This is a genomic window from Microbulbifer aggregans, assembly GCF_020524005.1.
Lineage (GTDB): Bacteria > Pseudomonadota > Gammaproteobacteria > Pseudomonadales > Cellvibrionaceae > Microbulbifer > Microbulbifer aggregans_A.
In genome coordinates this window covers 226,929-247,467 of sequence record NZ_JAIVKK010000005.1, presented here as the reverse complement: position 1 = coordinate 247,467, position 20,539 = coordinate 226,929, and the positions used below count along the sequence as shown (strand labels likewise).

The following is a 20,539-nucleotide window of genomic DNA, read 5'->3' as shown; positions in this document are numbered from 1 at the left end:
ACGCTTTCGAAATGCTCCACCCGATACTTAGCCTTCATTTCGCCGTTTGCACTTCGTCAGCTGAAAATATTCATCACTCAGCTATCCCAGTGCGACCTCAAAAACCGGCGATGGCAGCGGGCTAGCTCACTGCCAGTTAAGGATTACCTTACCGGACTCACCTGAACCCATGGTATCGAACCCCTTCTGGAAGTCGTCGATCGAGAACTCGTGGGTAATGATCGGAGACAGGTCGAGGCCGGATTGGATCAGGCTTGCCATCTTGTACCAGGTCTCAAACATCTCGCGGCCGTAAATACCCTTGATGATGAGGCCCTTGAAAATGACCTGGCTCCAGTCGATCGCCATTTCACCCGGGGGAATACCCAGCATCGCGATCTTGCCACCGTGGTTCATAGCCGACAGCATATCGCGGAAAGCGACGGATACACCGGACATTTCCAGGCCGACGTCAAAGCCTTCGGTCATGCCGATTTCTTTCATCACGTCCGGCAGTTTTTCGCGGCTGACATTGACGGTGCGGGTTGCACCCATTTTCTTTGCCAGGTCCAGGCGGTAGTCATTGATGTCGGTAATCACGACGTGACGTGCGCCCACGTGGCGGGCTACTGCGGCCGCCATAATGCCGATGGGGCCGGCGCCGGTAATCAGTACGTCTTCACCGACCAGGTCAAACGACAGCGCAGTGTGTACGGCGTTGCCGAACGGGTCGAAGATGGACGCGAGATCGTCGGAGATGTTGTCCGGGATCTTGAACGCGTTCAGGGCCGGAATGACCAGGTACTCGGCAAATGCACCCTGGCGGTCAACGCCCACACCGTAGGTGTTGCGGCACAGGTGACGGCGGCCGGCGCGGCAGTTGCGGCAGTGGCCGCAGGTAATATGGCCTTCGCCGGAAACCCGGTCGCCAATATTGAAGCCGGCGACTTCCTGGCCCATACCAACCACTTCACCCACATACTCGTGACCGACAATCATGGGTACCGGAATGGTTTTCTGGGACCACTCATCCCAGTGGTAAATGTGCATGTCGGTGCCGCAAATAGCGGTCTTGCGGATCTTGATCAGCAGGTCGTTGTGCCCTGGCTCCGGAATTTCGGCATCCGTCATCCAGATGCCGGGTTCGGATTTCAATTTGGATAAAGCTTTCATAAATCCTGTAGTACTTCTCAGATTGCAGCTTGTCAGATTGCGTTTTGCAGTCCTGAGGACTGCAAAGCGGAGCCGAGGCTCCGCATTGCGATTAGATGATGTTCAGCTCTTTGCCGACTTCCACAAAAGCATCGATACAGCGATCGAGTTGTTCGCGGGTGTGCGCAGCGGACATCTGGGTGCGGATGCGAGCCTGTCCTTTCGGTACTACCGGATAGAAGAAGCCGACAACGTAGATGCCTTTCTGCAGCATCTTGTCTGCCATCTGCTGGGCCAGGGCGGCGTCGCCGATCATTACCGGAATAATCGCGTGGTCGGCGCCAGCCAGGGTGAAACCGGCTTCGGTCATACGCTTGCGGAAATACGCGGAGTTTTCCTGCAGCTGGGTGCGCAACTCGCCTCCTTCCACCAGCATGTCCAGCACCTTCAGGGAGGCGGTGACAATCGCCGGTGCTACGGAGTTGGAGAACAGGTAAGGGCGTGAGCGCTGGCGCAGGAGGTCGATGATTTCCTTGCGGCCGGAAGTGAAACCGCCGGACGCGCCGCCCAGGGCTTTGCCCAAGGTGCCGGTGATGATGTCGACGCGCTCGATCACGTCGCAGTACTCATGGGTGCCGCGGCCGTGTTCGCCGAGGAAGCCCACCGCATGGGAATCGTCGACCATCACCAGGGCGTTGTATTTGTCTGCCAGATCGCAAATGCCTTTGAGGTCGGCAATAACGCCGTCCATGGAGAACACGCCGTCGGTGGCGATCAACTTGGTTTTGGCACCGGCTGCGTCGGCGGCTTTCAGCTGCTCTTCCAGGTCTGCCAGGTCGTTGTTGGCATAGCGGAAGCGCTTCGCTTTACACAGGCGCACGCCATCGATGATGGAGGCGTGGTTCAGGGCGTCGGAGATGATCGCATCTTCCGGGCCAAGCAGGGTTTCGAACAGGCCGCCATTCGCGTCGAAACAGGAGGTGTAAAGGATGGTGTCTTCGGTCTGCAGGAAGTCGGACAGACGGGACTCGAGTGCCTTGTGAATGTCCTGGGTACCGCAGATAAAGCGCACGGAAGCCATGCCAAAGCCGTACTGGTCCAGGCCATCTTTTGCCGCCTGGATCAGGTCGGGGTGATTGGCCAGCCCGAGGTAGTTGTTGGCGCAGAAGTTGAGTACCCGGGTGTCGTTGTTGACCTGGATCTCGGCGCTCTGTTGGGACGTGATGATGCGCTCGCGCTTGTAGAGGCCATCAGCTTCAATCTGCTTCAGTTCATCGCGCAGGTGCTGGAAAAAGTTCTCGGGCTTGGACATAAGTTGTTATTGGCTCCTTCAGTGTGCTTGTGGCACTGCGTTGGCATTGAGATGGACGCAAAAGGGAATCTCGTCGTTGGAGCGTCCATCTGCCGGGTATCTGGATACCGGGTATTGTAGGTTGCTCGGCGCGCAACGCGCGGCTCGATTTATCCCGCCAATTCACAGGCCTTGTGGGCCGTGACCGGTACGTCGCTGGCGCGGCAGTGGGTGGCGAACGCCAGCGCGTCTTCCGTCGAGTCGAACAGTAACTGCCACAGCAGCTGGCGATCGCCACGTTTTACCGCCCTCACGGCCGTTCGGCTGCGCTTGGGGGCAATCTGGATTTCGATAACGTCGGTGCTGGATAGCTGTAATTCGGACATGTTCCCTCCAATTTAAAAATCTGGAGGGCTGACGGCGGAAGAGGCGATGCTCTGAAATGTCAGAATCATCGCTATCCGGTAGGATTGCGTCGCTGGTTAAAGTACCAGCAAGAGCCCCATCCCCAACGCAGCGTGCAAAAAATATGCAATATGCGAAGGGAAACCACCTTGCCCCGGTAGGCAGGTTGGCGTTGGCGTCAGCCACTCTCTTGATGTCGCGGGCAAAGATAGCGGGGAGGGAATTATCAGTCAACAGCGCCGCCACTTAAGGCGGCGCTACAGGATTTTATGCGGGTAGCTGTACTGATTTCAGCTCAATAAACTCATCCAGGCCGGCTTCGCCAAATTCACGCCCATTGCCGGAACGCTTGTATCCACCGAAGGGAGCGTCGTAATTGAACTCGCCGCCGTTGACGAAGCACAGGCCGGCTTCGATGCGCCGTACCACCGGCATGGCGCTATCGGCGTCTTTTGCCCATACGCCGCTAGAGAGCCCGTATTCGGTGTCGTTGGCGATGGCGATGGCCTCGTCCAGATCACTGTATGGGATCAGGCAGGTTACCGGCCCAAAGATTTCTTCCCGGGCGATGGTCATGTCATTGCGGACATCGGCAAATACGGTGGGTTTGACGTAGAAGCCCTGCGGAAACTCGGTGGGCACCTCACTGCCGCCGGTTACCAGTCGCGCACCTTCTGCGACGCCCTTGTCGATATAGCTGCGTACGATTTCGCGCTGGCGGGCAGAAGAGAGTGGCCCCATGAATGCGTCTTTGCCGGTACCCATCGCGATGCCTTCCGCCACTTCCTTGGCAATGGCCACGGCCTCTTCGTAGCGTTCTGCCGGTACCAGCATGCGGGTGAGAGCGGTGCAGGTCTGGCCGCTATTGATGAATACGTCCTCACAGCCCCAGCGCACGGCCTGCTCCAGGTCTGCGTCCGGGGTGATGATCAGTGGCGATTTCCCGCCCAGCTCCTGGGTCACACGCTTCACCGTGGGTGCCGCGGCTTTGGCCACTTCGATGCCGGCGCGGGTTGAGCCGGTGAAGGAAACCATGTCGATATCCGGGTGGGAAGAAAGCGCGGCACCAACGACAGGACCTGCGCCGGGCACCAGGTTGAATACCCCTGCGGGCAGGCCGGCAGCATCGATGATTTCCGCCATTACATAGTCCTGCAGCGGGGTCATCTCTGAGGGTTTCTGGATCATGGTGCAACCTGCGGCCAGCGCCGGAGCGACCTTGCCCACGAACTGGTGCAGGGGGTAGTTCCATGGGGTGATAAAACCACATACGCCGACGGGTTCACGCAGAACCACCGAGTGAGCGGCCTGTTCGGTCTCTTCCATATATTTGGCGCGATCGGCGTAATAGCGCATCGCATAAATCGGGCCATCTACATGCAACCATTCGGTAATGTGGGCCGGGCAGCCCAGGGCCTGGGATATCGCTTCTATCAGGTCTTGTTTACGCGCTTCCATGCCGTCGGCAATGGCGTGCATCAGGGCTTGCCGCTTGGCTGCACGGCTGTGTCGCCAGTCCTTGAAGGCCTTGCGTGCGGCGGTAACGGCCGCGTTTACATCCTCTGAAGTTCCTTGTACCACCTGGCATATTTCCACTTCTGTGGCGGGATTTAATACCGGGTGGCGGGTGCCGTTGGTGGATTCGCGCCAGGCGCCATCAATGTACAGTTTGTCGGTTGGTAGTTTCTTCAGGTCCGTCATGGGAGCTCCAGATAAAATCCTGTGAATTTATGGTGCGCTGATTTCAATCAGGGTGGGGCCCTTGCGCGCGAAGGCCTGCGTAATTGCGGGAGCTAGTTCGTCCGCTTGTGAGATTCGGCAGCCCGCGGCGCCGAAAGATTCCGCCAGCGCGACAAAATCTGGCGCGCGCAGGTTGACGCCCTCCTGAGGCACGGCGGCCTCATCCATGAAATCACGGATTTCTCCGTAACCGCTGTTATTCCACACCAGAATGGGCAGCGAGAGCTGCCGTTCGACTGCCGCAGCCAGCTCGCCGAGGGTAAACATCAGCCCGCCGTCGCCAATCAGTCCGATGACGGCGCGGGGGCTGGCCAGCGCTGCGCCAATGGCGGCTGGAAGGGCAAAGCCCAGGGTTCCGTAACCAGTAGTGCACGTAATATGGCTGCGCGCCTGATAGAGGGGCAGCGCGTGGTTGGTGTTGTAGGCGAGTTGCGTGGAGTCAGTCACCAGGATGCCATCTTCGGGCAATACCTGGCGCAGGGCCTGTACCCATGGGAAACGGCTTTCGGAACCCGGCCACCATTCCTGGCGGCAGGTGGCGATCAGGTTGGCGACGTCTGCGGTTGCCGCTTGCACGCGTTGTTGATCGGTGTCCGGCAGCAGGGCCGCCAGTTGCGCGAGCGTTGCCCGGGCGTCGGCACAAATGGCGAGATCCGGGTTCGCGTTACACACCAGTTGCGCCGGGTCGATATCCACGCGGATAACCTTGCCCTGAAAATGGTAATTTTCGCGCATCAGGTTGCGATCGGTTTCGGCCAGCTCGGTGCCAACGGCGAGCACCACATCGGCCTGTTCCACGCGATCGCGCACCGCCTGAAACGACAGGTTGGCGCCGCCACACAGTGGATGGCGTTCGTCGACCACACCTTTTGCCGCGAGTGACAGAAATACCGGCGCGGCTATTTTTTCCGCCAGTTCGGTCGCCTCTTTACCGCTTTCCTGTGCACCGCCGCCGAGCAGGATCACCGGTTTTCGGGCTTCGCTCAGCCAGTCGGCCGCGGTTTCCAGCGCACGGGGGGCGGCCGCAGGCAGTGCGGCTGCGGGGGCGGCGCGATAATCTTCCATTGCTCCGGCCATCGGGGCTGGGAAGAGGTCAATAGGGATTTCGATATGCACCGGGCCGGGGCGGCCAGCGCGCATTACCTGAAAAGCATGTGCTAATACTTCCGGAAGTTGCGCGGCGCTGGTCAGAGCGTGTTGCCAGATACAGAAACCCCGGGAAACATCCTGCTGGCGGGGTAATTCGTGCAGGCGGCCGCGGCCAAGCCCCAGGTCTTCGCGCCGGTTGACTGCACTGATTACCAGCATGGGAATGGAGTCGGAATATGCCTGAGCCATCGCGGTAGCGGCATTGGTTACACCGGGGCCGGTAATCAGGAAACATACCCCGGGCTTGCCACTGGCACGAGCATAGCCGTCAGCCATAAAGGCTGCGCCCTGTTCGTGCCGCGGAGTGATATGGGTCAAGCCGCTGCCTGGCAGGCCGCGGTAGAGTTCAATGGTGTGTACTCCGGGAATGCCGAAAACAGTATCCACACCGTACTGGCGTAGTAGGTGCATCAGGACCTGGGCGCAACTGGGCCCGTTGGCCCGCTGATCGGATGCTTGCATATAATTCCCCGAAACCGTTTATAGAGTTTGCGCAGGAGCCTAGCCGGGCGGCGAGCACCCTGCAAGCGTCCGCAGAGTCTGCGATCTGGCGGTGAAATACGCCGGATAATTGAGTGTAGCCAGCGTGAGAATTGCGGAAAATTGCGCGCTTTGGGAATTGGCATGCAACTGCGTAAACTTGCGCACAGCAAAGTATCGAATTTAAAACACTGAAGTAAGGAAGTGACAGCGATGGAAATTGATCAGTGGCGTCGGGAATATCTGCAAGGCGGGCTGGAGCGTAACGATCTGGAAGCCGATCCGGCAGTACAGTTTGAAAAGTGGCTGGCGGAGGCGGTGAAAGCGGATCTGACCGACCCGAGTGCGGTTTGCCTGAGTACCGCAGATGCCAGCGGCCAGCCGTCGCAGCGCATTGTTTTATTGAAGGGGTTCGATGCCCGCGGCTTTGTGTTTTACACAAATCTGAAAAGTCACAAAGCCTGGGATATTGCCGCTAACCCGAAAGTCAGTCTGTTGTTCCCGTGGCAGATGTTGGAGCGCCAGGTAATTGTTGGCGGTACCGCGGAACTGCTGAACGATAAAGAGGCGGATGATTATTTTCGTACCCGCCCAAGAGAAAGCCAGATTGCTGCCTGGGCATCGCACCAAAGTGATGCAATTCTGAGTCGGGCCCAGCTCGAAGAGCAGTTTAACGAGTACCGCGAACGATTCGAAGGCCAGGATGTGCCACGGCCGGAGTTTTGGGGCGGGTACCGCGTGCGGCCACATACGGTGGAATTTTGGCAGGGCAGGGCGTCACGTCTGCACGACCGGTTCGTTTATCGGGCTCTGGATGAGGGCAAGTGGCAGATTGAACGACTGTCTCCCTGAGGCACAAGTTCGCAATTTTTTACACGTTTTATTATGAGCGGGCCGGCTGTTCTGACGGCCCCATCCTGTCCTGGACAAGTACCCGGTAACCTCGGTTACGCATGTCGTTCATGCCTAACCGGACTGCGGGAACAATGCTTTGGTCTGTGCGACAAATAAACTTTTGCAATTTTATATCCTGGGTTAGTCTCACCGTTGTTGGTCGCGAGCGATGGCGATCAATACCGCTAAGGACTGGTCGGCTTCCGAAAACAAAAAATACGGGAGACGCAGTACCGGCCGCAGTGTTCTGTTGCTATATAAAGACTGAATAACAATAAATCAGTGCAATGGAGAGAAAACAATGAGAGTCCCGTTCAAGTCCGCCAATGATTTTGGCGCAATAATCCATAGAAACCGAATTCTTGCTTCGACCTGTTCCGCAGCCGTACTGTTATTGTCCGGTGGAGTGTCGTCTGCGTTCGCCGCAGAGGAAGGGAAAGGTTCGGTCAGTACCATTCTTGAAGAAGTGCAGGTTACCGCCCGTAAACGGGCAGAGGCAGAGCGCCTGCAGGATGTTCCGGTTGCGGCCACCGCGTATTCCGATGCGCAGCTCGAAGCGCTGCAGGTGCGGGACCTGGAAAGCCTGTCGTTCAAAATGCCCAATGTGCAGCTGGATGATGTTGGTACCGTCAAAAATACCGCGAATTTCACCGTGCGTGGCCTGGGGGTAAACAGTTCTATTCCGTCAATTGATCCGACCGTAGGCGTGTTCGTGGATGGCATGTATATGGGGATCAACGCGGGTGTGGTTACCGACCTGTTTGACCTGGAAGGTATCGAAGTGCTGCGCGGTCCTCAGGGGCTGCTGTTTGGGCGCAACGTAACTGGTGGTGCGGTGGTCATCAAGACGGCGCGGCCGACGGAAGAGTTTTCCAGTAAGTTCAAATTGTCCACCACGGATAACCTGGATACGGTCGGTGCCGTTAGTATTAACGGAGCAATTAGTGAAACCATTAATGGCCGCCTGACGGCCTACTACAACAACGATAAGGGCTGGTTCGAAAACGTGTATACGGGTAACGACAGCGCGGGTGCTTCGGATACCTGGTTTATTCGCCCCAGTGTGAGTTTTGACCTGGGCCAGTCTGCCGAGCTGCTGGTGCGACTCGAATCTGGTCGTATGGATTCCGATGGCGTTGTCGGGCAGAACCGCGGTTCCCTCGCGACTAATTTTCCTGCCTACCCGCTGTTTGGTGTGGACGTTTCCGGCTGGGACAACAGCGATGACTCTTTCGAAGTGGCCCAAAATGAGGAGGGCTTCCAGAAAGATGAGTGGAACCAGGTCATCACCGAGTACACTCAGGACGTCGCCTTCGGTAGCGGTACTATCACCAATATCCTCGCCTGGCGAGAGTTCTCCGGCTACGGTATCGGGGATATCGACTCCCTTCCCATCACCGCTTTCCATGCCCGTACTTCTGTAGATCAGAGCCAGCTGAGTAACGAGCTGCGCTACGCCGGTCGTTTCGGTGCTACGTCGATCACCACAGGACTCTACTGGTTCAACCAGGACCTGGAGTACTACGAAAACCGCATCCTGCCCCTGTCTGCGCCCGGCGGCCTGGATTGGACGGGCGGCGGCTTGCAGGATCACCGGGCGATGGGTGTCTTTACCCAGGCGGATGTGGACCTCAACGAATCCTGGGTGTTGACCCTGGGTGGTCGTTACTCCACCGAGGAAAAGGATGCGAAGATCGCGACCATTCCGTTGGATCTGTGTGACCTGGGGAGTTGTGCGGCCTACGACTTCGAGGACAAGGAATCCTGGAATGCGTTTACACCCAAAGTAGGGCTGCAGTGGAATCTGGCGGATAACGCCCAGATCTACAGCTTCTGGACCAAAGGCTTCCGCAGCGGTGGCTACAACATGCGCAATACCGGTATCGATCCGAATACCGGGGTGCCATACCAGCCCGGGCCTACGGATCAGGAAGAGCAAACCAGCTTCGAGATCGGGGCCAAGGCGGATTGGTTTGATGGACGTTTACGCGCGAATATGGCCCTGTTCCACAATACGATCGACGATATGCAGCGGGAGGAAAACCTCAGTGATGTGATCAGCGGTGTGGTTCAGATTATTCGCAATACCGCCGATGCGACGGTTGATGGCGTCGAACTTGAGACCATGGCTGCGCTCACTGACAACCTGCTGTTTACTTTCAATGTTGGTTACGTCGACGGTAGTTACGACAGGGTGTTCGGTGATATCAGCGGTGATGGCGTGGTTGATGAAGTAGACCTTGGGTTGGAAATTCCGCGCCTCGCGCCCTGGACCTACGGTGTGGGGCTGGTGCATGACCTGCAACTGGGTACCCTGGGTACCCTCACTTCACGGCTGAACTTCAACCATCGTGACGAGGCCGCCTACACAGATACCAATGTGGGCATGTTGTCGGAGGCGGATATGCTTGATATCAGCTTCGGTTTCTCACCGGACTCCGGAAACTATCGCCTTGCGCTGTTTGGTAAGAACATGCTGGATCAGGTAACCGAGGGCAATAATACCCAGCTACCTGCGACGCTGGGTGGTTTGGGTGCCAGCTTTACACCGCTCAACAGGGGGCGCGTGATGGGAGTGGAATTGACCTATGACCTCTAAACAAGCCTAAAATGAAAGCCCGGCGTTGCCGGGCTTTTTTATTTCTTATGACTGTCGAGGGAAATATGCGATATATCGAACTGCGGGAACACGGCGGCCCGGAAGTAATGCAAATCGCGGAAGGTGAAAAGCCCGAGCCCGCAGCGGACGAGGTACTGATCCGGGTAGTAGCTGCCGGTGTTAACCGTCCGGATATCGTGCAGCGACAGGGCTTTTATCCTCCACCGCCCGGTGCATCACCGATTCTGGGGCTGGAGGTTGCGGGAGAAGTCTGTGCGGTTGGTGCAAATGTACAGCGTTGGCAAGTGGGTGATCGAGTGTGTGCGCTGACCAACGGTGGCGGTTATGCGGAGTATGCGGTGGCTCCTGCGGCCCAGTGCCTGCCGGTACCGCAAGGCCTTTCCATGGTTGAAGCGGCGGCACTACCGGAGACATTTTTTACGGTTTGGAGCAACCTGATACATCGGGCCCAGCTCAAGGCGGGTGAGGTGGTGCTGATACACGGCGGTTCGTCTGGCATTGGCACAACGGCGATTCAGGTTGCTCGCAGTCTGGGCGCCCGTGTTTTTGTTACCGCGGGCTCGGAAGAAAAATGCCATGCCTGTGTAGCGCTCGGTGCGGAGCGCGCAATCAATTACCGCAGTGAAGATTTTGTTGCCGTCATTCGCGAAGCGACGGACGATCATGGGGCGGATGTCATTCTCGATATGGTGGGTGGCAAGTATCTCGATCGCAATATCCAGCTAGCCGCGCTGGATGGTCGTATCGTCAATATCGCTTTTCTTGCCGGTGCGAAAGTGGAAGTCAATATGTTGCCGGTGATGCTGAAGCGCCTGATTCTGACCGGGGCCACCCTGAGGCCACAGCCTCCGGAGGTGAAAGCCCGGATTGCCCGGGATCTGGAGGCGCAGATGTGGCCAGAGATTGTCGCGGGCAGGGTAGCCCCTCAGATTGCCGCCATCTTTCCGCTAGAAGCCGTCGCAGAAGCGCACCGATTGATGGAGTCGAGCCAGCATATTGGCAAAATTGTGCTGACAATCGGGGGCTAATCGCTGGCGCACTTTTGCTGGCGTCCAGCCCCGGTTGTGATATTGGTGGGGGTGTGAGTCGGGTAACATCCCCGCTACTTATGTCTGTGTACGCACGATAAAGCCGGCTAATCCTGGATACATAGTTGACGGGTTCGGAGCCTCGCACATATCCGTAGCGGGCATTTTTGAAGTAGCGGGGCTCGGAAAGTTTCAGCATGGCTTCTTCAACGTTGCCGAACCAGACATTGGCGTCCAGGTTCAGTTTTTCCGCCAACCGCTGTGCATCGTACAGGTGGCCGATACCGGCGTTGTATGCGGCCAGTGAGAACCACAACTGGTTTTCCAGGCTGATCCCGGGTTCAAAGCGATTGCGTACCCAGTCCAGGTATTTAACACCGGCCTGAAGACCTTTTTCCGGATCAAACAGCGGGGGAAGGTAACCCATTTCGATGGCGGTTTTCGGCATCACCTGTAGCAGTCCCTGGGCGCCCACCTGGGATTCGGCATTGGGGTCAAAGCCACTTTCCTGCCACATTTGGGCGACGATCAGTCGCCAGTCAAACTCATATTTTTGCGCAATTTTCTTGACTCTTTTGTCGTAAGGGGAGAGCGGCTTTCCCGGCACCAGACTTTCTTTGTGGAGGGTGGCCAGCTGTGGGCTTGGTTTTAGATACTGCTCGACCTTCTGTGCGAATGCGTCCGTTTTTTTATAGGCGTCGATAAAATTATTGATCCTGCCTAGCAGACTTTCATTTCCGCTTGTAACCATCCAGCCCTGTGGCCGGGGCTCGGTGAGCTTTGGGCCGGGGGCGAGCGTATCGCGCAGGGATGTTTCTATCTCCGCAGTGCTACCGTCCACGATAGTGGCGTCGGCTCTTCCCGCTGCAACCATGTTGATAATCCGCTCGTAACTGGTATCAGGATCAGCAATTTTTACGGTGACACTGATGCCTTTGGCTTTCAATTTCTGAGCAGTCTGGACAAAGGAAGAGTATTTGCGCAGTAGCAGCGTGCGTCCATTAAGGTCTGCGACTGTTTTGATTTCAGGTTTTTGGCTATTGCTGATTACCTGCTCCCGATCTTGGGTGAGTGGATGGCTGAATACGATGCCCTTGGCCTCACGTTCGGGGGTGGCGGTGATGCCGGCACCGGCAAAGTCCCCTTTGCCGGCTTTCAGCCATTCACTGAGCTCATCGTCATGCGGAACTACGACCAGTTCCAGATCCAGGTTGTGCTCATTGGCAAATGCTTGAGCAAGGTCGAAATCGAATCCCATTAACTCCCCTTTCCACATGAAGTAACTGGTCGGACCGTTATAGGTGAGGAAGCGGATAACACCGGACTTCTTGATTGAGCTCCAGTCAGAGCCGCGCTCTGTTGGTTCTTCTATCAGGTTGCGGGTGAGAAAATTATTGATATGTTTTCGGAGATCCGAAGAGCCTTTGCGCATTGCCCAGACGATGTCCTCGTCATCGCTGACAAAGGCCCCGGCCTTGATGTCCTGGCGATAGCTGAGTACCCCATCTACGATGTTGCTGTCGAGAACGGTTACGAGTCGAGGGTTTTTGTTGAGGCCGTCTATGAGACGGTCGATGGTGTCAGCGCGGGAAAGTCTTCTGGGGCGCACTTTTGCGTTCGGAATCTTCGCAGCCAATGCTTCCGCGGTAGGAATAAATACGCTCTCGGTCATCACCACCAGTTCGATATCTTTCAGGGCGTCGGGCTTGGTCACGTCGGGCCCATGGCGACCGCTCACCAGTTGTTGGCGAGTTTTCCTGATCGGTACCGTGAGGTCGAACTGCTTTGCGCGCTGGTCGGTTTTGGTCAGATTTCCGGCCAGCAGGTCCGCGCGCCCTTCCGCGAGCATGCGCAGAGCCTGTTCCGGCGTGGATGCCGCAAACCAGCGTGGTTCCAGCTCCAGGCGTCTGGCGAGTTTCCTGGCGAGATTGAAGTGGCGTTGGCCGACGATGGTGGCACGGGGCAGCAGGTCATCGTCGTCTGCGGCGAGGCTGACAATGCGGAGTACCCCGTGTTTCTTCAGTGCCTCGAGATCACCGGTTTCGACGTAGTTTTTGAAGGGCTTCGGGTTTTCGCCTCCGGTCTTTTCCATATTCCGGGCGGGTGGTGGCTTGTTGGTCTCACCGCAACCACCACATGCCAGGGACGTAATTAGCAGCATCGCAGGAAAAACGCGATACACCCAGTGCCACAAAGCGCGCAGTAGCGGACCGTTTGAGAAGAATGTGGTGGATGGGACGCTTGCCGAATATTCGTTCCACGGGATTGCGCGAGGTACAAGCATAGACCGCTCCGCGTTGAGGCGACTCGCGTAGTCTAGGGTGAACGTTGTACCGGTGGTCATGGGGCGCGGTGTGGCCGCGTCCCTTGAGTCATGTAGTTGAGTGGTGAATTGGCAAGATTCGCGTTACTCCACGATGGCCTGGATCTCACCTTCTGCGAGGCGGGCGCGAATTTTTTGGCCGCTCTGGGTGTCCTGGGCGCGGCGGATAACCTGGTTGTTGTCATTGCTGACGATGGCATAACCACGTTCAAGTACCGCCAGGGGACTGACGGAATGCAGGAGTTGCGCGCTGTGTGCCGTTTGCTCGCGCTTGTGTTGTAACAACCTTGCAGCCGCTTTCTGCAAACGGTCCCGTGTCTGTATCAGTTGCTGTTTATGTTGGGCGATCCGGTGGGCCGGGTGCGCCTGTGCAATCGTACGCTCCGCGTGTTGTACGCGTTGGCGGCCGGTGGTCATGTATTGGCGTATTAGTGCGCGTAGCTGGATTTCCAGATGGTCGAGTCGCTGGGCCCGGTTTTGCAACTGTTCGCGGGGGTGGCGTATCCGGTTACTGACCAGTTTCACTTGCTGGTCCAGGTGGCGCAGTTGCAATTGCATGGCCCGCTGGAGTCGTATTTCGGTACTGGTGATCTCCTCCAGCAGCGCGGCGGCATTGGCGCTGGCAAGTTCCGCGGCGGCGGACGGAGTCGGCGCGCGCACGTCGGCGACGAGGTCCGCTACAGTATTGTCAGTTTCGTGTCCTACTGCAGAAATAGTCGGGATGGGGCAGTTGGCCAGCGCGCGGGCGACGACCTCTTCGTTGAAGGCCCACAGGTCTTCCAGGGACCCACCGCCGCGCCCCACGATCAGCAAGTCATGCCGTTGTAGCCGCCCGGCGAGCGAAATGGCGTTGGCAATCTGTTGCGCAGCACCCTGTCCCTGCACTGCAACCGGTATCAGCTCAATTCGGGCTGCCGGATAGCGGCGCCCGAGCACATGGATCATGTCGCGGATAGCCGCGCCAGTGGGGGATGTGATGATGCCGATGGTGGCAGGCAGGTAAGGCAGTGGTTTTTTACGTGCGAGTTCGAACAGCCCCTCGTGCTGCAGTTTCGCTTTGAGGGCGTCGAGCTGGCGCATCAGGGCGCCGAGTCCGGCTTCTTCCAGATGTTCAATAATCAGCTGGAACTCGCCCCTGCCTTCGTAAAGACTTACGCGGGCCCGGGCTATGACCTCGCGACCATTGGTCGGAGTAAAGCGGACACTGCGGTTGCGACCGCGGAACATGGCGCAGCGAACCTGGGCGCGGGCGTCTTTGAGGGTAAAGTACCAGTGCCCGGAAGAGGGTGCCGCGAAGTTGGATATTTCTCCGCCCACCCAGAGCAGGGGCACATTACCCTCTAATAGTTGTTTAACTTCCCGGTTCAGGTCGCTGACCGACAGGACACTGCGGCCCTGTGCGTTGCCGGGTCTTTGCTCATGGGGGGGAGTTGGTAGCATTTCGGGCTCGTCGGACTCTGAAAAGGCGGCCAATATTGCAAGTATCGGACACGAGGTAAAGAGAATCGACTTTAAAAGCGAAATAGGCTTTTGTTTCGCGGGAGGTTACGGCTATAATCGCGCCGATACCCATTCCCGCTCCCTAGAGGTTTGAGTGTCCATGTCTGAATCTCTGCGCATCGCGCGCGAAGCCCTCACTTTCGACGACGTCCTACTTGTGCCCGGATTTTCCGAGGTCACAGCCAAGGATGTTTCCCTTAAGACCAAACTGTCGCGCAATATTACTCTGAATATTCCGCTGGTATCCGCTGCGATGGATACCGTGACCGAGTCACGTCTGGCCATTGCTCTGGCTCAGGAAGGTGGTATCGGCATCATCCACAAAAGCATGACCATCGAAGAGCAGGCGCTCGCGGTGCGTGCAGTTAAGAAATTCGAGGCCGGTGTTGTAAAAGACCCGATCACCATCGAATCCGACGCCACAGTACGCGAACTGATCGCGCTTACCAGCCACCACAACATTTCCGGCGTGCCGGTAATGGAGAAGGGCAATCTGGTCGGTATCGTCACCAGCCGTGACGTGCGCTTCCAGACCAACCTGGATGTTTCCGTTGCCAGCATCATGACGCCGAAAGAGCGCCTGGTGACTTGCGACGAAGGTGCTGCACCGGAAGAAGTGCGTGAATTGTTGCACAGACACCGCATTGAAAAAGTGCTGGTGGTGAACGACAAATTCGAATTGTGCGGCCTGATTACCGTCAAGGATTACAACAAGGCCGAGCAGTACCCCAACTCCTGTAAAGACAGCGATGGCCGTCTGCGTGTCGGCGCCTCCGTTGGCACCAGCCCGGACACCGATGACCGCGTGGCGGCACTGGTTGAGGCTGGTGTGGACGTGCTGGTAGTGGATACTGCCCACGGCCATTCCCGCAACGTGATTGAGCGCGTGCGCCGTATCAAGGAAATGCACCCGCAGGTCGACGTGATCGGCGGTAATATCGCCACTGGCGAAGCCGCTCTCGCACTTGCCGAAGCTGGCGCCGACGCAGTCAAGGTTGGTATCGGCCCTGGTTCTATCTGTACAACCCGTATCGTTACCGGTATCGGTGTTCCTCAGGTGACAGCCATTGCCGAAGTCGCCAAGGCGCTGGAAGGTACCGGCGTGCCGTTGATTGCCGATGGTGGTATTCGTTTCTCCGGCGATATCTCCAAAGCGGTAGCTGCTGGCGCATACGCGGTGATGATGGGCTCCATGTTTGCCGGTACTGAGGAGGCGCCAGGCGAGGTCGAACTGTATCAAGGGCGTACCTACAAGTCCTACCGTGGTATGGGCTCTCTGGGTGCCATGTCCCGTACTCAGGGCTCGTCTGACCGCTACTTCCAGGATGCCAGTAAAGGTGCGGAAAAGCTGGTGCCGGAAGGCATCGAAGGCCGCGTACCGTACAAAGGCCCGATCTCTGCAATCGTTCATCAGATGATGGGTGGCCTGCGCTCAGCGATGGGCTATACCGGCAGCATCGATATGGAAACCATGCGTACCCGTCCGTCCTTCGTACGCGTGACTGCGGCGGGCATGGGTGAATCCCATGTACATGATGTCCAGATCACCAAAGAGGCGCCCAACTATCCAGTAGGCGGCCGCTAAATAACTGCAGCGCCCTGGATTCTATATACGGGCCGCTATGAGAAGTCACTGAAAGTGAACAGCAAACGGACCTTATGGGTCCGTTTGCTGTTTATAAATCTGTTACCGAGTAAGCCATGACGCAAGATATTCACGCCAGCCGAATCCTGATCCTCGACTTCGGTTCCCAGTACACCCAGCTGATCGCGCGCCGCGTGCGTGAGCTCGGGGTTTTCTCTGAAATTCGCGCTTTCGATATGAGCGAAGAGGAAATTCGTGAGTACAACCCTAAGGGTATCATCCTGGCGGGTGGTCCCGAATCTGTGCCGGAAGCCGGTTCACCGCGCGCGCCGGAAGTGGTCTTTGACCTTGGCGTGCCTGTGCTGGGCATCTGTTACGGCATGCAGACGATGGCGCATCAGTTGGGCGGCGCTGTGCAGGGCAGCGATGTGCGTGAGTTCGGTTACGCGCAAGTGAAAGTAGAGGGTGAGTCCGCTCTGTTACACGACATCAAGGATCACCTGGCAGAAGACGGCAAGGCGCTGTTGGATGTATGGATGAGCCACGGTGATAAAGTGGTGAACATGCCGGAAGGTTTCGAACTGATGGCTTCTACCCCTTCCTGCCCGATTGCCGGTATGTACCACCCGGAGAAAAATTTCTTCGGTGTCCAGTTCCACCCGGAGGTGACCCACACCCTGCAGGGTACCCGTATATACGAGCACTTCGTGATCGAGCTGTGCGGTTGTGAAAAACTGTGGACGCCGGAAAACATCATCGAAGACTCCATTGCCAAGGTGCGCAAGCAAGTGGGCGGCAGCAAAGTGCTGCTGGGTCTTTCCGGTGGTGTCGATAGTTCTGTCGTTGCAGCGCTGCTGCACAAGGCCATTGGCGATCAGCTGACCTGTGTGTTCGTGGACAACGGCCTGCTGCGTAAAAATGAAGGCGATCAGGTCATGCAAATGTTCGCCGATAACATGGGCGTGCGGGTGGTTCGCGCTGATGCAGAAGAGGCATTCCTGTCGCGTCTTGCCGGCGTTGAAGATCCTGAAGCCAAGCGCAAGGTGATCGGTAATACTTTTATTGAAATCTTTGATCAGGAAGCTTCCAGGCTGCAGGACGTTAAATTCCTGGCGCAGGGCACTATCTATCCGGACGTGATTGAGTCCGCCGCGGCCAAAACCGGCAAGGCGCACGTGATCAAGTCTCACCACAATGTGGGTGGCCTCCCGGAAGATATGGCTTTTGAGTTGGTTGAACCTCTGCGTGAGCTGTTCAAGGATGAAGTGCGCAAGATTGGCCTGGAGCTGGGCCTGCCTTACGACATGGTTTACCGTCACCCCTTCCCAGGCCCGGGCCTCGGCGTGCGTATTCTCGGCGAAGTGAAGAAAGAGTACGCAGATATTCTGCGTGAAGCTGATGCGATCTTTATCGAGGAGCTGCACAACGCAGATTGGTACCACAAGACCAGTCAGGCGTTTGTGGTATTCCTGCCGGTCAAATCCGTCGGTGTGGTCGGCGATGGCCGCCGCTACGAATATGTCGTGGCGTTGCGTGCTGTGGAGACCGTGGACTTTATGACCGCACGTTGGGCGCACCTGCCATACGAGCTGATCGAGAAGGTCTCCAACCGTATCATCAATGAAATTGAAAATATCTCGCGGGTAACCTACGACGTTTCCAGTAAACCACCCGCTACTATTGAGTGGGAATAATACCTTCCTAACCCCGCCGGCATGTGCCGGCGGGTTTTCTTCCGTCCGCCCCTCGCTTCATCTTCCCAATAGTTTTCCCCGGTATCTCAGGGGGACTCACGCATTGTACCTGTAAAAGCAGTTGGCACATTTTTCACTGTCGCGAATAGCGCTAAATTGGCTGAAATAGGGCGTTCCTGCATTTCGGGTAGATTTCGGCGCCTTTTGTGCATTTGGACGGCCGTACAGGGACCGCAGCTACTAGACCTGGCTATTAATGGCGTTTATTCTGCCGATTCGCTTGGGGTTCCAAGTGAGTCTCACTGCAATGGTGAACCGTGTCTCACTTTTTTGTGGGTGCATGACGCCTCATACTTGGGGCGGCAGAGAAACCCCCGGCGGCTAGAGATCGCTATCACATCGCCCTTGAAAGTCCTGTTTGGGGTGTAAGTCCGGTGGTGGCAGATCTACTCCGAGGGTACCTAAATAGTTGTTCGTTAATTGCTGATCTATTCATCGAATAGGGTCTGCTCTCGTTCTTAATGGTTGACAAAAATCGCATTTCTGTAGCGGTTTACCTGTTGCTTTTAATGAGCGTTTGATCGGGTTCACGGAACAGAACTTAAATGGATACTTGCTGAATAAAAGCAGTATTTAAATGGAGGGAATCAATGAAAAAGTATGTGTATGCCAGTTTGGCGCTATTGCTGTTCTCATCGCCAATGGCTTTTGCCGGCGGCGACTTTGGTGGCAAGCGTGGCGGCCATCATGGCGGTCATCACGGTGGCCATCACGACGGACGTCGTGGAGATGGACGCTGGGGTGATGGTGAGCGTTCAGGCGGGGAAAAGACGCACTCAGTTCCTGAGATTGACGCGGCGGGTGCAGGTATTGCCCTCGCGCTGTTGGCAGGGTTGGTTGCGGTACGCCGCGAAAGGCGCGCTGCCAAATAAGCCCAAAACCCACGAAAAGTTTGTCGAAACCCCGGCATTCCGCCGGGGTTTTTTTGTAATGAATTTCTCTTCAGATCAATTGGTTAGGGACAACCTTTGATTTATGCAACATAGAGCCATACTGCAGTTGAGCATTGCGTTATTGCTGGTGTTACAGCTTATGTATGCCAGTCAGCGCTTTGATGCCTATACCCTGATCATGGAAGGTTCTACAGGGGGGTGGCGTGCGCTGTTTGGCTATTTGGGGCAGGCTGCCAAAGTCGCTGTACTGTTTGCTGTGCTTTTAGGGGTGCTGCTACAGCGCGAATTGCGGACCTTGTGGGGCGGTATTTGCTTGGAGGCTGATATCAAGCGCGCTGGCATATTTCTGTTGCCGCAACTGTTGAGTTATTGGTTGCTCGTCCACAGCTCAATAATCATTTTTGATTTCGCCGGCCCCGGCCATGCCGATCAAACGGATACATCTATTTTTTTGCTCTGGTGTCTGGCCCTGTTATGCAGCTTATGGTGTTGGGCATCAATGTTGGCACCCATGCGGTACTGGTTTCGAACCCTGGTGCGATACTGGAAGTCTGTATGTGCCGCTGTGCTGATTGCGGTGGCAGTCTGGCTTTTTACTGGCCTGGCTAGCCGCCTGTGGGTGCCGCTGAGTTCCCTGACGTTTATGTTGTCCTCAAATTTGCTCGGGCTTTTTGATTCTGAGCTCGTGGTGATTGGGCAGAGCCAGAAGATACTTGGTTTGGGTGACTTCATTGTCAACGTGGCACCTGCATGTTCGGGTTATGAAGGCATCGGGCTGATTACTGCGTTTCTCGCGTTATACCTCCATATCAATCGCAAGGAATTTCGCTTTCCCCGTGCATTTGTACTGTTTCCCCTTGGAATTGTGGCCATTTGGCTGCTCAATGCTGTGCGTATCACGGTACTGGTGGCGTTGGGCTATTACTGGTCGGCAGATATTGCGATAGGAGGGTTTCACTCCCAGGCAGGCTGGATAGCGTTTATTCTGACCTCTTTGGGTTTGCTCTGGTTCGCTGGCCGCTGGCGGTTTGTAATTCAGTCTGGCTATGCCGGCGTGTCAAAACTCGTGCCCGGAGTCTCCGCGTCGCCTGCTGATAGCAACAGTGCGCAGGCTGTCGCGACGCTTGTACCTTTGGTAGCGTTACTCGCGTCAGTACTGCTGACTTCGGCGGTATCCTCTGAATTTGTTTGGCTATACCCGTTGCGCGTGCTTGCGGTGCTGTTCGCACTGATCTGGTTCTGGCCGGCGCTGCGCTTGTTCCCCTATCGTCTAAGCCCTTTGGCGCTCGCTGCCGGGTTTGGCGTGGCATTGATATGGATTTCGCTGCTCATTGATTCCGCACCGCAGGCTGATCGGGTATTTTCGGAGACGCTGTTTGATTCGCCTCCGCTTTGGTCCGGTTTATGGCTGGTATTTCGCTTTGTAGGTGCGGTCGTCACTGTGCCCGTTGCCGAAGAGTTGGCATTTCGGGGGTACCTGTTGTGCAAGCTAAGCCGCTCGCCGAACTACACGCGTGGCGGTTTACCCGTCTCGGTAGTGGCGGTGTTGATCTCTTCCGTTGCCTTTGGCGCATTGCATGGCGCTTGGGTGGCGGGGATAGTTGCTGGATTAGCCTATGCCTTCGTGCGGCTGCGTTCACAGCATGTCGGGGATGCTATCGCGGCGCATGCTGTAACTAACCTGATTGTATTTGTATTCGCGGCCTGCAGTGGTCAGTGGAGTATGATTTAGGTCCAACGCCCGAT

Annotated in this window: 13 protein-coding genes, 1 pseudogene and 1 riboswitch; of the genes and pseudogenes, 7 read left to right on the top strand and 7 right to left on the bottom strand. The window is 56.7% G+C overall.

Annotated features, from left to right (window positions below):
* Positions 1-126: 126 nt before the first annotated feature.
* The 5 genes from tdh to LC093_RS11660 form a co-directional block, all read right to left on the bottom strand.
* Positions 127-1,152 (bottom strand): L-threonine 3-dehydrogenase, encoded by a 1,026-nt coding sequence (tdh, locus tag LC093_RS11680; protein WP_226664969.1) that lies wholly within the window; start codon positions 1,150-1,152, stop codon positions 127-129.
* 91 nt (positions 1,153-1,243) lie between these two features.
* Positions 1,244-2,443 carry a glycine C-acetyltransferase gene (locus LC093_RS11675; RefSeq protein ID WP_226664968.1) on the bottom strand — a complete coding sequence of 400 codons (1,200 nt, stop codon included), beginning with the start codon at positions 2,441-2,443 and terminating at the stop codon, positions 1,244-1,246.
* A 149-nt stretch (positions 2,444-2,592) separates the two neighbouring features.
* Positions 2,593-2,808: a hypothetical protein gene (locus tag LC093_RS11670; RefSeq protein ID WP_226664967.1), complete on the bottom strand. Its 216-nt coding sequence runs from the start codon at positions 2,806-2,808 to the stop codon at positions 2,593-2,595.
* 87 nt (positions 2,809-2,895) lie between these two features.
* Positions 2,896-3,029: riboswitch (SAM-I-IV-variant riboswitch) on the bottom strand.
* A gap of 65 nt (positions 3,030-3,094) precedes the next feature.
* Complete coding sequence (locus LC093_RS11665) at positions 3,095-4,528, bottom strand: aldehyde dehydrogenase family protein (RefSeq protein ID WP_226664966.1); 1,434 nt, start codon at positions 4,526-4,528, stop codon at positions 3,095-3,097.
* Between the two features lie 27 nt (positions 4,529-4,555).
* Entirely contained in the window at positions 4,556-6,178 is a 1,623-nt protein-coding gene (locus tag LC093_RS11660; RefSeq protein WP_226664965.1) for a 5-guanidino-2-oxopentanoate decarboxylase, read from the bottom strand.
* Positions 6,179-6,409: 231 nt separating this feature from the next.
* Between LC093_RS11660 and pdxH the strand changes: the two genes are divergently transcribed.
* From pdxH to LC093_RS11645, 3 genes are all read left to right on the top strand, one after another.
* Positions 6,410-7,048: a pyridoxamine 5'-phosphate oxidase gene (gene pdxH, locus LC093_RS11655; protein ID WP_226664964.1), complete on the top strand. Its 639-nt coding sequence runs from the start codon at positions 6,410-6,412 to the stop codon at positions 7,046-7,048.
* Positions 7,049-7,391: 343 nt separating this feature from the next.
* On the top strand, positions 7,392-9,689 hold the full coding sequence (locus tag LC093_RS11650; protein ID WP_226664963.1) for a TonB-dependent receptor: 2,298 nt from the start codon (positions 7,392-7,394) through the stop codon (positions 9,687-9,689).
* Between the two features lie 65 nt (positions 9,690-9,754).
* Entirely contained in the window at positions 9,755-10,738 is a 984-nt protein-coding gene (locus LC093_RS11645; protein WP_226664962.1) for an NAD(P)H-quinone oxidoreductase, read from the top strand.
* 256 nt (positions 10,739-10,994) lie between these two features.
* Here the strand turns inward: LC093_RS11645 and LC093_RS11640 are convergent.
* Together LC093_RS11640 and xseA are read right to left on the bottom strand one after the other, a co-directional pair.
* Positions 10,995-12,830 (bottom strand): annotated as a pseudogene (locus LC093_RS11640) (transporter substrate-binding domain-containing protein); the annotation flags it as partial.
* A 315-nt stretch (positions 12,831-13,145) separates the two neighbouring features.
* Positions 13,146-14,501, bottom strand: a complete 1,356-nt coding sequence (xseA, locus tag LC093_RS11635; protein ID WP_226664961.1) for an exodeoxyribonuclease VII large subunit — start codon at positions 14,499-14,501, stop codon at positions 13,146-13,148.
* Between the two features lie 160 nt (positions 14,502-14,661).
* Here xseA and guaB point away from each other — a divergent pair, with 160 nt between their 5' ends.
* The 4 genes from guaB to xrtE all read left to right on the top strand — a co-directional run bounded on the left by guaB (position 14,662) and on the right by xrtE (position 20,525).
* Positions 14,662-16,146: an IMP dehydrogenase gene (guaB, locus tag LC093_RS11630; RefSeq protein WP_226664960.1), complete on the top strand. Its 1,485-nt coding sequence runs from the start codon at positions 14,662-14,664 to the stop codon at positions 16,144-16,146.
* A 116-nt stretch (positions 16,147-16,262) separates the two neighbouring features.
* Entirely contained in the window at positions 16,263-17,840 is a 1,578-nt protein-coding gene (gene guaA / locus LC093_RS11625) for a glutamine-hydrolyzing GMP synthase (protein ID WP_226664959.1), read from the top strand.
* A 650-nt stretch (positions 17,841-18,490) separates the two neighbouring features.
* Complete coding sequence (locus LC093_RS11620; RefSeq protein WP_226664958.1) at positions 18,491-18,772, top strand: hypothetical protein; 282 nt, start codon at positions 18,491-18,493, stop codon at positions 18,770-18,772.
* A gap of 103 nt (positions 18,773-18,875) precedes the next feature.
* On the top strand, positions 18,876-20,525 hold the full coding sequence (gene xrtE, locus LC093_RS11615; RefSeq protein WP_226664957.1) for an exosortase E/protease, VPEID-CTERM system: 1,650 nt from the start codon (positions 18,876-18,878) through the stop codon (positions 20,523-20,525).
* The last annotated feature ends 14 nt before the right edge of the window (positions 20,526-20,539 follow it).

Bases quoted from the DNA above. Each gene is read 5' to 3' on its own strand.
- guaA (WP_226664959.1), top strand. From the start codon at position 16,263: ATGACGCAAGATATTCACGCCAGCCGAATCCTGATCCTCGACTTCGGT.
- xrtE (WP_226664957.1), top strand. From the start codon at position 18,876: ATGCAACATAGAGCCATACTGCAGTTGAGCATTGCGTTATTGCTGGTG.
- xseA (WP_226664961.1), bottom strand. From the start codon at position 14,501: ATGCTACCAACTCCCCCCCATGAGCAAAGACCCGGCAACGCACAGGGC.
- LC093_RS11670 (WP_226664967.1), bottom strand. From the start codon at position 2,808: ATGTCCGAATTACAGCTATCCAGCACCGACGTTATCGAAATCCAGATT.
- tdh (WP_226664969.1), bottom strand. From the start codon at position 1,152: ATGAAAGCTTTATCCAAATTGAAATCCGAACCCGGCATCTGGATGACG.
- guaB (WP_226664960.1), top strand. From the start codon at position 14,662: ATGTCTGAATCTCTGCGCATCGCGCGCGAAGCCCTCACTTTCGACGAC.
- LC093_RS11660 (WP_226664965.1), bottom strand. From the start codon at position 6,178: ATGCAAGCATCCGATCAGCGGGCCAACGGGCCCAGTTGCGCCCAGGTC.
- pdxH (WP_226664964.1), top strand. From the start codon at position 6,410: ATGGAAATTGATCAGTGGCGTCGGGAATATCTGCAAGGCGGGCTGGAG.
- LC093_RS11620 (WP_226664958.1), top strand. From the start codon at position 18,491: ATGAAAAAGTATGTGTATGCCAGTTTGGCGCTATTGCTGTTCTCATCG.
- LC093_RS11675 (WP_226664968.1), bottom strand. From the start codon at position 2,443: ATGTCCAAGCCCGAGAACTTTTTCCAGCACCTGCGCGATGAACTGAAG.
- LC093_RS11645 (WP_226664962.1), top strand. From the start codon at position 9,755: ATGCGATATATCGAACTGCGGGAACACGGCGGCCCGGAAGTAATGCAA.
- LC093_RS11665 (WP_226664966.1), bottom strand. From the start codon at position 4,528: ATGACGGACCTGAAGAAACTACCAACCGACAAACTGTACATTGATGGC.
- LC093_RS11650 (WP_226664963.1), top strand. From the start codon at position 7,392: ATGAGAGTCCCGTTCAAGTCCGCCAATGATTTTGGCGCAATAATCCAT.